The sequence below is a fragment of the Gluconacetobacter sacchari genome, from assembly GCF_014174255.1.
In the GTDB taxonomy this organism is placed as follows: domain Bacteria; phylum Pseudomonadota; class Alphaproteobacteria; order Acetobacterales; family Acetobacteraceae; genus Gluconacetobacter; species Gluconacetobacter sacchari.
The window spans coordinates 81,127-93,029 of record NZ_JABEQJ010000002.1 but is presented as its reverse complement, the minus strand read 5'-3'; the positions used below and the strand labels follow the sequence as shown (position 1 = coordinate 93,029).

General features: G+C 62.9%; 8 protein-coding genes. 1 reads left to right on the top strand and 7 read right to left on the bottom strand.

Features of this window, described 5'->3' with window-relative positions:
* Positions 1 to 357: 357 nt before the first annotated feature.
* Positions 358 to 1,329, bottom strand: coding sequence for a phage antirepressor KilAC domain-containing protein (locus tag HLH48_RS02140; protein WP_182995855.1), 972 nt, complete (start codon positions 1,327 to 1,329; stop codon positions 358 to 360).
* Between the two features lie 906 nt (positions 1,330 to 2,235).
* Between HLH48_RS02140 and HLH48_RS02135 the strand changes: the two genes are divergently transcribed.
* Complete coding sequence (locus HLH48_RS02135; protein ID WP_182995854.1) at positions 2,236 to 3,132, top strand: helix-turn-helix domain-containing protein; 897 nt, start codon at positions 2,236 to 2,238, stop codon at positions 3,130 to 3,132.
* Between the two features lie 359 nt (positions 3,133 to 3,491).
* On the opposite strand, the gene HLH48_RS02130 is transcribed toward HLH48_RS02135, so the two are convergent.
* From HLH48_RS02130 to HLH48_RS02105, 6 genes are all read right to left on the bottom strand, one after another.
* Positions 3,492 to 8,744 carry a beta strand repeat-containing protein gene (locus HLH48_RS02130; protein ID WP_182995853.1) on the bottom strand — a complete coding sequence of 1,751 codons (5,253 nt, stop codon included), beginning with the start codon at positions 8,742 to 8,744 and terminating at the stop codon, positions 3,492 to 3,494.
* Positions 8,745 to 8,849: 105 nt separating this feature from the next.
* Positions 8,850 to 9,104, bottom strand: a complete 255-nt coding sequence (locus HLH48_RS02125; RefSeq protein ID WP_182995852.1) for a hypothetical protein — start codon at positions 9,102 to 9,104, stop codon at positions 8,850 to 8,852.
* Positions 9,105 to 9,131: 27 nt separating this feature from the next.
* Entirely contained in the window at positions 9,132 to 9,755 is a 624-nt protein-coding gene (locus HLH48_RS02120) for a hypothetical protein (protein WP_182995851.1), read from the bottom strand.
* Between the two features lie 14 nt (positions 9,756 to 9,769).
* Entirely contained in the window at positions 9,770 to 10,531 is a 762-nt protein-coding gene (locus HLH48_RS02115; protein WP_182995850.1) for a nucleotide-binding protein, read from the bottom strand.
* A gap of 178 nt (positions 10,532 to 10,709) precedes the next feature.
* Complete coding sequence (locus HLH48_RS02110; protein WP_182995849.1) at positions 10,710 to 11,279, bottom strand: hypothetical protein; 570 nt, start codon at positions 11,277 to 11,279, stop codon at positions 10,710 to 10,712.
* A 302-nt stretch (positions 11,280 to 11,581) separates the two neighbouring features.
* Positions 11,582 to 11,857 (bottom strand): hypothetical protein, encoded by a 276-nt coding sequence (locus HLH48_RS02105; RefSeq protein WP_182995848.1) that lies wholly within the window; start codon positions 11,855 to 11,857, stop codon positions 11,582 to 11,584.
* Positions 11,858 to 11,903 lie beyond the last annotated feature (46 nt).

Below are 11,903 nucleotides of genomic sequence, written 5' to 3'. Positions count from 1 at the left end.
CCGCTTCCAGATGAGCCCAGCATCAAGCCGCCACCACCTGGTCCGGCACCGAAACCACCGCCACCCTTGCCTCCGAAAAAGCTGGCGCCGATCAACAAGCCGCCGCCGTTGAAGCCGGCACCGAAGGCTGGTCCCATGGCCACCCCCAACAAGGTTTCCGGGCCGCCAACCTCAGCATCCCCGTCTAGGGTGCGGGCGGCAGACCAGACGCCGCTCGACAAGCAGATCGCGGCGGCGGACCGGTCCTACACGAAGCACCAGACTCGCTCTGGATCAGAATCAAAGACCGACGGGCGGTCTCTATAAAATGGAAAGGCCCCGGTTTATCGCCGGGGCCTAACTTATTGAGATGGTGGATCAGTTGAGCCAGAGCGGCGGAGCGCCGTCGTGCCGGCCCAGGGCGTCGATATCGTCCGGGTCCATGCCCGCATGGACACTCCGGCGGCGACCATGGAAATACCCTCCATGCTGGACCCGTTCCGAGGCCACCGCGACAGGCGCAGCGTGGCTCCGCGCACCAGGCACCAGTCGGGCCAGCCGGGCCAGTCCCTTCGCCGTCACCCGGACCTGCTTCGTTACGATCTCGCGGCCGTCAGGACGCAGGACAGTCGTCGCGATATGCGTCAGGTAGCCTGTGCCATTCTCCGCCTTTTCCTCACGGCCGAGCCATGAGGCGCCGCGTCCGCGCTTGAATATCCAGGCATTCGCGGACATCCACCGGAACAGCGCCTGTGGGCCGATGCCGAGCGTTTTCGCAGCGTCTGAGATGCACATGCTCCCGTCCGCGTCGGCGATCCGGTCATAGACCGCCGCTTTCGGCATGTTCGCATTGAGCAGGGCGTTTTGGGCATGGATCGTGGCCGCCTGTTCTGCGACCTGGCCTTGCAGGTTGCCGATCACGGCCAGGGTCATCTCGGCCATGGTCATCTGGCGGGCTCGTGCTGGCTCCGGGGCCGGGTTGAGATGGTAGGAGCCGGTCCTCCGGATCGCTGGCAACACGTCCGACGCGACCCATTTCCTGAACCGCTGGGCCGCCGGCTTGCGGCTGGCAAACACGAGTGAATAGAGGCCAGATTCGTTGACGATGACGCGATCGGCGTTGAGATTGCCACTGTCCGCAATACGGATAGTGGACTTCTGGTCGCCATCAAGCCGCGCGGAGGCGTTCCCTGTGTTGCTGATCTCCAGCACCCGGCACACATCCGTCAGCAGCCACCATGCCTCTCCATGGATATCGGTGACGCGGACGGGAACCCCCTCGAAATCGAAAGCGGTCAGCCCGGAATTTGAGGGGTTGCGATCTGGCGTGTTAAAAAGGTCGGCTTGCATGATGTTCAATCCATCGTTGCAAGTGAGCCCCGGCCGGTCATGCGGCCGGGGCACCGGTGCGATTGCACAAGCCCTATTCTATAATCTATCTGGCGGCATATTTCATAAATCGCGCACCGATTTTCTGCCGGCCGCTTGATCTGGCCCGGAATTCCGCAATAGCTCGGCGGAATCATCGAGAATCCGTTGCCGCGCCTCTGCCCGCAGGTCGATCATTTTCTCCTGGAGGGGGCCTATTCGCCTGCTGCCTAATTGCCCGGCGACGGCAAACGGGTCTCATGGGCGGCCACGGCGGAATAGCGTGGATCATTAAGCACGTCGCTCCCGAATGGTCGGCTGGAGGACAGAGAGCACCGGAATCGGGGAATCGTGCGAATCGTCGCTGGGAGTCCGGCCGTTACGCGGTAGGCGAAGGGGGCCTCGAAGGGAGGCGACGGTATGCCCGGCTGCCGCCGGGGCGCGTGGCTCCGGAGCATTCGTCGTCCCGGACCGCGCCGCCATCATGCTGAAATCGGCATTCGTCTCGATAACAACATAATATTCACGTAAGGCCGACGCATTCTGGGCGCACTAAATGTCGATTGGCGATGTCGGGGACAGCTAACCGCTCCAGGATGGTGCAGCCAGGAGCGACGCACTGGGGCCAAGTCATCCCCATGACACACCCCGTCAACGTCATGTCATCGACAGGTCGCAGCATGTCATCATCGCAGAATCCTAAATACCGAGGCAATATTTCTCCACGGTAAACATGTTTACCTCCTTATTATTTCTAGTTTTTTTGATATTTCTTTCTTGACCATGGTGGCAATCGCCCCATATCGATGATGGCAGGTGGCAGATGCCACCGACCCTAGCTGCCCCTAGCGACTGACCCTAGCCGCTCCCGAAATCTGGAGATTCACTATGGATATCTCTCATAATCGTTCTCCGGTCACCCCGGACGAAATTCGCCATCTGCGCGCCGAGATGGGCAAGACTCAGGCTCAGGCCGCAGGTCTCGCAGGCGTCAATCTTTCAACATGGAAACGGTGGGAATCCGGCAAGCACCAGATGCCCCGCCGGACGTTCGATCATCTCGCCGAAGTCGATGTAATCGAAAGCATCGCCTGCATGGCAGGCGTCAGCCAGTTCATCGCCGAGGCGATCGTTGGTATCCTGCCGCCCGTGGACGCTCCGATTTGGAAAGATGAAGCCGAATGGCGCCGTTCTTACGGAGAGTATTACGACGTTGGACTCAGGTTCGACGAGGATGGCTGGCGATCAGACCCGAGCCGGATCATCAAGCACACGATGACTCTGATAGTCGATAACGAGAACCTCAGAGAGTCCTTGCCGCCGAAGCTCGCGCGCCAACTGAGCGTATGGCCGGGACTCACTCCAGCGCGAATAAAGGCAGTGCGGCGCGCGGTAAACGCGATCCCGGCACCATCCGACCCGATCTGGTCCGATTGGTCGGCCTGGCGTGCGAACGATCTCTATGCAGAAATCTACGACGAGTCAGTCCCGACGGGTGGCATCTATGGATGCTGGCCGCCTCGCCCGCGTGACGTCATCGCGGTGGGGATATGCTACGTCCAGCCGGCCGATCTGAAGCAGACTGTCAACACCATCGCGACGGCGCGGGCGGAGAGATGGGTTGCGGCGGCACCCGGTCGCGAAATGCCGGTCCTGAGTGGCGGCGAGTATGACGTTTGGTCCATCCGCAGGGATGATGATCTGGTTGTGAGGGGCCTGTCGGCTATCCTTATGGGGATTCCGCACTGGAGAGATGCATTTATCCGCATGGAGCGCGCATCCTGAACAAATCCAGGGAGAGGACAGAAGGCGGCTCTTGCGGGTCGCCTTTTCCTTTGTGTCGCTCGATGATGGTGAGGACGGTCAGACGGATGCGCCGTGACCGCCACCCCGGCGGCAGCCGGGCATCCCGAGAGCCCTCTCGCTCTCCCCGCCGGAGGCATCCCGAACGGAAACATCCGCCCGCTCCCCCGACCAATGGTCGCGTAACGGCCCCGATCCAGAGCCAGCCCCCAGCCCATATCGTCATCGACCACGCGACCATTGGTCGCACCCCAGGGCAAGCGATGGCGATCGGCGAACGGAAAAGGGGCACCCCGTCGCCAGGATGCCCCCTTCGTCATGCGACCATTGGTCGCAGCGTGTCACCGTCCGCGCGTCTGGCAGGTCATCTGGGTTTCGCCCACGAGGCTGCCCGACGAACTGCACGAGAGGGTCGGGCTGACCGACAGTTTCTCCTGCTGAACCTCAGCCCCAGGTGCCTGCGCGACCGTCGTGACCGGCGGCAGGGTCGGCGTGACGGCCGCGACCGCAATGACGGACGGAGAGGTTGGCGACAGTGGAGTTTGACCATAGGTCGAGGTCTGGTCGCTGGCTGTCACGCCGAGCGGCGCAGGCGTCACCGTCCAGGTCCCGCTCTGGTAACCGATCGTGTAGTTCGACAGGCCCTGCCCCGTCGCGTTGGATGCCGTCGTCGTGTAACTGCCGACTCCGGACTCGATGGTCGCCGACTTCGTGACATCGACCGATGTCACGCTGTCACCATTCACGAGCCCCAGGACCTGATAGCCGGGTGACTCCGACGCCCGGCCATAAACGCTGCTCCCGCTGCCCGCCGTCACCGTCAACGTCGCCGGATCGACAGTCAGCGTGCCACCCTGGTAGGTGATCGCATAATTCCCCAGCCCGTGCCCGGTCGCTGACGACGCATCGATCACATAGTCGCCGACACTGGACGCTCCTGTCGCCGCCGTCGTCAGCCTGACCCCGGAGATCGCATCGCCGTTGACCAGGCCCTGCGCCGTGAAGCCCGTCGTGCCCAAGGCCGGAGCCTGCCCGTATGTGCTGGTCTGGTCGAGCGCCGTCACCGTCAGCGCTGCCGGATCGATCGTCAACGTGCCCGGCGCATAGGTGACGGTATAGTTGCTCAGGCCGGTTCCCGTTGCTCCGGACGCGGTGATGCCATACGTGCCGACCGACGATGCCCCGGTCGCGGCCGTAGCCAGGTTGACGCCAGAAACCGCATCACCATTGACCAAGCCTGAAGCCGTGAAGGCCGTCGTGCCCAGGGCTGGCGCGTTGCCATAGGTGCTGGTCTGGTCATTTGCCGCGACCGTCAACGCTGCCGGATCGATCGTCAGCGTGCCGGGCACATAGGCGATGTCATAGTTCGACAGGCCCTGGCCAACCGCGTTTGCGGCCGTGATCCCGTAGGTCCCGACAGCGCTGGTCTTCGTGGCCGTCGTGGACAGATCAACGGCACTGATGCTGTCACCATTCACGAGCCCTGATGCGGTGAATGCAGCGTTCCCAAGCGACGGCGCGTTGCCGTAGGTCATCGCCTGGTCATTCGCCACAACCGTCAGCGCCGCCGGATCGATCGTCAGGGTGCCGGGCACGTAGGAGATGTCATAGTTCGACAGACCGGTCCCAGTCGCGTTGGCTGCATTGATTGCATACTGTCCGACGCTCGATGTCGCCGTCGCCGCCGTCGTCAGGGTTGCTCCGGAGACAGCATCGCCGTTGACGAGCCCAGTCGCCGTAAACCCAGCAGTCGCCGGCGCCTGACCATACACGCTCGACCCGCTGCCCGCCGTGATCGTCAGCGGCGCAGGTGTGATCGTCAGCGTGCCAGGTGCATACGAGATGTCGTAATTGCCGAGGCCGGTTCCTGTCGCATCCGATGCATTGATCGCATACGTGCCGACACTGCTGGTCTTCGTCGCTGGTGTCGTCAGGGTGACGCCCGAGATCGTGTCGCCGTTGACCAGCCCCTTCGAGGTGAATCCGTCACCGGCCACAGTCGGCATCTGGCCATAAACGCTCGACCCGTCACCGGCTGTTGCCGTCAGCGTTGCAGGCGTGATCTGCCAGTTCCCGGACACATAGTCGATGACATAGTTCCCGAGCCCGCGACCGGTCGCCCTGGACACATCGACAGCATACTGCCCGACGCTTGACGCCGACGTAGCTCCGTTCACGACCGTCGCACCGGTAACCGAGTCGCCGTTCACCAAGCCGCTGACGGTGTATCCAGGTGCAGAAACGGGCTGTCCGTAAACGCTCAATCCGCTCCCGGCCGCGATCGTCAACGCGGCAGGATCGACCGTGAGCGCAGCCCGATACGTGATCTGGTGCCATGGCGCGGCAACGCCCTCAGCCCACGTCGCATACGTCCCCGCATCGGCCGTCGAATAGCCATGCCATGGCCCGATGCCGGCCAGCGCGGCCGAGGTATCGATCCCGTCCGACGCCGCCGCCGTCACCGTCGTTGGGGCGGTGACGCTCGCACTGCCATACGTCTCGTGTGCCCCCGGAGAGCCGGTCACGACAATATATGGAAGAGCCGCAAGCACCTGATACGGCGCCCCAGAGACCCAAACGCTCGACCCGCCCGCCAGCGTGGCCGACCCATTCGCGAACTGCTCGGTTGTCAGCCCAGTGATTCCCGATGCTGTCACCCCGGAGTCCGTCACTCCGACACTGGCGGTCGCACCGGTCGTCGTCGTGTCGAAATATGCGTCAGTGATGGTCGGCTGGCCCGACATCTTGCCGATCACGCCGCCGATCTGGCCAGCCTGCCCCGTCAGCGCGCCGGTTGCATACACGTCCGACAGGGTGCCGCTCATGCCGCCGCCGGCCTTGCCGACCAGGCCACCGATGTCGGCGTTGACCAGCCCGGTCACTGCGCCTGTTGCATACGCATCGGAGACGGCCGCTTCATTGTCGCCGACTAGGCCGCCGGCATAGCCCGCGCCATCGGCCGCGCCCGAAGCCGTGACCGTGCCGGTCGCATACGAGTTGCTGATACCGCCGATGTTCTCGCCCGCCAGGCCGCCGGCTGATCCATAGGTGCCGGCCGTCACATTGCCGACCGCGATAGCGTCGGAAATCAGGCCACTGCTCTTGCCGACCAGGCCGCCGACCGTGGAATCCTCGCCGCCCGTCACGTTGCCGGACGCCCGGCCATCGGTGACTGCACGGACGATACCCGCCAGGCCGCCAGCATATGATTCGTCGCCCGCCGTCACGGTGCCGGTCGCATACGATGACGTGACATCGCCGCTCGACTGTCCGACCAGGCCGCCGGCATAGGCGTCTTTGCCGGCCGAGATAGTGCCTGTCGCATATGAGTCAGAGATGGCGCCGTTCGTCAGTCCGACCAGTCCGCCGACCCGCTCGTTGCTGCCAGGTGCCGTGACGTTGCCAGTTGCGAACGACCCGGAGATCGCGCCGGTCACCTCGCCGACCAGACCGCCAGCGTAGGTCCAGCCGGAACTGGTGGTAGTCACGTTGCCTGATGCCGAGGAATCGGTGACCGATGCAGCATAGCCGGCCAGGCCGCCAGCATAAGGCGAGCCGTCGAGGGCATAGACGTCACCCGATGCCGTGGACCGCTCGATCCGCCCCGTGCCGGATGCGGAGCCGCCGGACAGGCCGCCAACATAGTATCCGTAAACGGTTGCGGACGAATGAGAATCGCGGATCAGTCCGTTGTTCTGACCGGCAATGCCGCCAGCATATGCCGATGGTCCGCCACGGCCATCGATCAGGCCAGAGACGGTCACATTGGCGATCGTGCCACTGACTGCGCCGAACAGGCCGTCCAGGGCATGCGTGGTGTCGTTGACCAGGAGGTTGTCAACGGAATGCCCGAGGCCGTCGAAGGTGCCGCCGAAATTCCCCGTATGCGCGATCGGCGTGAACGCGACATTCCCCAGGTCAACGTCCTTCGCCAGCGCGTAATTGCCGCTGATCGTCCCTGCCGTTCCAATGCTCTCAAGACCGGCACGGTCCCATACGAGCGCATACGGAGACCCATTAACGGACAAGGAGCCCGATCCGGACGTGGCATATGTCAGCGATCCGCCGGGATTGAAAATGTCATCACCGCCGGTCTGGATCACTACCCCGCCGCCGGTCTGAACCGTGATCGGAGCAGACACATTCAGATTGCGATACGCATCAAGCGTCAGGGTCGCGCCGCCCGTCCACGAGATCGGCGCATTGACGTTGATGTCCCCGTTCCCGGCGGCCACGCTCCCAGCCCCGGACGTTCCGGTCGCTGTCGTCTGCTCCGAGACGTTCGTCCCCGCATTCAGCGCCGTCTGAATCGTCCCGGCCGCCGCGCTGTCGATCGTCAGGTCATCAGGGTCAGTCAGCCATGTGCCGCCCCGTCCAGCATCGACGGTCAGCGCGCCGGTCGAGACGTGATGACCGGATGTCTCGATCAGTCCGGCCCCTTTGCCGCCGGCCGTCAGACTGGCCCCGTCCGCGAGCTTGACCGTCTGGGCCAGGTTCTGGCCGTGGCCCGACGTGCCGACGAGGATGGTGCCCCCAGCCCGGCCGGCAACCGTCGATCCTGCATCCATGACAGCGCCGGCAGCGACCGCAACGTCATGGCCGTTTGCGACGATCTGGCCACCCGAGCCGTCGGTGTTGTGGGCGGTGATGCGGCCACCGACATCGACCGTTCCGTCAGCGGCCGTCAGATAGACCTCGCCGTCAACCTCGCGCGTCCCGGTCGCCTGAATCGCCCCGGTATGGTTCCCACCCAGCGCATAGACATTGCCGTGCGCGGATGCCAGTTCAACCGCCGCCGCCTGGATGCGGCCGGCATTGGTCACGTCACCCCGGCCGGTCGAACCGGCGGCAACATAAATGCCAGATGGCCCGCCGGTCTCTGACAGAACGACAGAATCGGCCGCAACCATGGCCGCAGTCCGATGGCCGGTTACGATGACGCCCTCGTTTGTGACGCTCTGACCGATCAACACGACGTTGCCGTTCGCAGCCCTGATCGTGCCCCTGTTGACAACGGCACTGGACGAGCGGCCCGAGGCTGTCATCGATCCACCAGCCATGAACTGACCGTCGCTGATGTCGCGCGAAGAAGCAACGAACGAGCCGTTTGTGACCACCTGCCCGCCGGGGCCGACGACTATCCCGTTCGGATTGATCAGGAAAACGCTCCCCGTCGCCCCTAGCTTGCCGTCGATCTGGCTCATCTGGGCGCCGGTGACCCGGTTCATGGTCGCCCCGGCGCCGTTATTGAACTGCACAAAGTTGCCAGAGCCGATCGAGAATCCGCGCCAGTCGATGACGCCCCGCGCGGAGGTCTGGTTGATCGTCATCGCCGAGCCGCTGGTGGCGATCTGGCCCGAGCCGGCGACGAAGCTGCCACCCGTCGGCAGTGTGCCAGCAAGCGCCATCGAGGCCCGGACTGACGCCAAGGCGGTGGAGAGCAGGAGTGCTGTGAGAATACGTGAGTTGCGGAACATGATGTCATTCTCCGTCCGTCTTGTCGTTGTCGTTCGGTTTGTTCTGTTTGAGTTGCCAGCGCCGAATTTTCCGGCTGACTGATTTCCCGATCTCGCCCCGGATTTCGCCAGGCACATAGCGGCGGAAATCAACCCAGCCGGCTGCGATCCGCCGCGCCCTGTATGCGGCCGTGATTGCTGCGCGGGTCCCGCGCCGGCCGGCGCCGAGCTTGCCGTCGCGCTTCACTGCCCGAACTCCAGCCGCCCTGGCGCTTCAAGATTCGGCCCAATCGCCAGGTCAGCCGATGGCAGCGGCAGACCCGAGTTGCTGATCGCGGCCTGGGCGATCTGATGGATCGTCTGCCCGAGTGCCTGAACCGGGCCGGGCAGCGCGGCACCGGTGCCGGTCATATTCGCGATGCTCACGATCGGGCTGGCGGCGGACAGGAACATTGTCCCCGCCGCGATACTCAGTGATGTCCTGACGATTTTGATCATCGGTCCTCTCCTTGTATTTTCGTGGTTTCAGTAATCGCGGCCCATCCACGCCCGGATGCTCTCGCGGGGAGGCAGGCACAGCAGGAATCGGATCAGGGGTGACGAAGCGACCCAAGCGACGATCAGACGCAGGGCCATAAACGTCACCGCGCCGGCAGACAGCAGAAACCAAGGCGTCCGGGCCTGAAGCCAGCGCGTGATCTGGTCGTCAGGCACATCGACGTAACCGATACTCAGCGACCCCAAGTAGAATCCGACCGAGAAAACGATCGCCCCGCAGGCCCATTGCGTCGTCATCGAGATGTTCAGTTTGGCCTCAGCCCGCCGATCCAGCGTGCGCTCGACGTTCGCTGCTATTGCAGACGACAGGCTCTGGGCCAATTCCGTCCCGCGCGTCGCAAGCCGTGCCGATGCCGCAGCCTCACCTTGAGCCTGGGCGTCCCCGAATTCCCGGATCGCCGTGCCCGCTGCCTTCTCCAGATCGCTCGTGAGTGCGGCCATCGTCGAACGGACATGCTCGTTGACCAATAACCGCACGACCTCGGGATCATCAGGACTGATCCCGGCCGCGCCGACCGCAGCCCAAGCGCGGTTGCGGGCCTCGGGGGCGACGCCCAGGGCATCGGCCGTATCGTTGAAGATGGTTGCCATGACACATCCTCCGATCACAGCCCGAGGAAACCGCCGGCCGGTTCAACCGCCTTCCGGAATCCGCGCAGGAACTGGGACGCGATCGATCGTTCGGTGATCGTCAGTTCGGGATGTCGGGCGCACTCCGAATAGCGAAGGTTCAGCGCGTTGATTTTGGCGCGCGTCCCGGCCTGCATCGCGGGCATGGTGATCTCGACACCGCCGGCGGCAATCAGACGATCGCGCGCCTTGCCATGGCGGCGCTTGCCATCGACCTCGTAGCCGAACCAGTAAGGGAAGTCGGCCTTCAGATCACGGCTTTCGCGCATGTTCAGGACGGCGACATGATCCACGGAATCCGTGCCGAAGGAATCGAGATATTGACCGACGCTCTGTGCGCTCTCGATCTCGTTATCGATGACATGCACCAACGTCAGGCGGACATCGTTCTCGCGCAGGGCCGCCAGGAATCCGCCGACGCTTTCCCCGTCGCCGTCAACGATCTTGCTGATCTCGGGCAGCGAACCGCCGGGCAGATCGTGGAGAATCACGTCCGCGTCCGACGCAATCGAGTTCAATAGCGTTGCCCTGTCTGCGTCCTGCCGGAGGTCATAGAAGGCCACGCCCGCCTTGTGATAGACGCGCGCCAGGCCGCCAATCTGTCCGTCGGCGTCGAAGATCGCGGCCTTCGTGTTGTTCTCGCGATACACGTCTGTCAGCAGGCGGGAGAAGGTCGTTTTGCCGACGCCGCCTTTGCCCGAGACGACGAGGACGAGCCGCTTTGATGACTGTGTCATTGTTCACACTCCAATTTTCCTGAAATGCGCGATTGCATTCCCTGAGATCATTGTAGCGTGGGTGAGTGAATAACTCAGATCGCGGCGGAGGTTTTCGCCATTGGCCGGATACAGATCGGGCGGACCGAGACATTCCCCGATCCGCCCGATGCACTCTCCAGCGCCGCCATGTCTGGTGTTATGCGTCCAGAGATGGCGGTTTCCGTGACGTGAAGCCCATCATCGTCGGCGCAGCAGGCCGTGTCGCGCCGGAATCCACAGGCGGACGCGAGGAACTGTGCGCGTTTGAATCCGTGGAATCGTCCGCAGCATTTTTCTGGTGGACGGGAGAATCCTCAGCGGCGCGAGGGGGTTTGGACGAGCCGGGTGTCCGGGAATCGTTCTTCGGCTTGCGGCCCGGTTTCGCCCGCCCTTCGCGCTGTTCCCTGTTGATCCTTTTCATATACGTCGCGAACGTTCCGGCGCTGATGACGAGGCCGCGTTTGCCCAGGGCATCGCACACATCGGCGTCGGTCCACCCCTTGGCCTTCATGCCGACAAGTGTCGGATGGATCGCGCGGATCATGTCGAACGTCGTCGCCGGGTTCCGCGCCTCCCTCTCCTTGCAATCGTTCTCCAGTTCGCGAATCAGATCATCGACCGTTCCTACGAAATTGTGGCGCGACCGTTTCGTTGTTGTTGACATGCTTCGTCTCCTGATGCGTTCAGACGTTGATCGTCTAAATCTATTATAGATCGAATCACGCATCCGATCAGATCGCCGATGACCTCCTGTCCATTTCTAGCGATCTTGATCACATGCTACCGATCCGAAGCAGCCTCTATCAGCCAGAATCCATCACCTCCATCTCTTCATTCCCGCATCCTCAATTACAGAATCACTCCACATTTCAGAATCACCACATCCCATATCCTCGCCACCACATTCCTCTTCATTTCCGAATCCCATCATCACCATGCCAATTCGCACCATTTCCAAACCTCTCTTCCATTCCCCAACACCCCCTCAATTCCCGCCTACACCTCAGCATTAGCAAGACACCCTCAGCATCAACGAAACTTCAAAAACAATAGAATCTTTTTCTCAACACACCACGCACCTTCGATGCTGGGTAGGGACAGAAAATGGCGGTTTTCCGCCATTTTATCGCTTCGCGACGCGGGAACTGCGTTCCCTGAGAACACGACAGTTCCCGAGCCTCCATCCTGCCTGTCCTGGACACTCACCCACGCATTCAACCCTGCCGAAACGGAGCCAATTCCAGCAACCGCCATCGCGGCGCTCTGGGACGGGATCAGCCGCCGATTCAAACTGACCCCGATCATTTCTGGCTGTATTCCGCGAGGCACTCCGCCGGATCGTCTCCGGAAC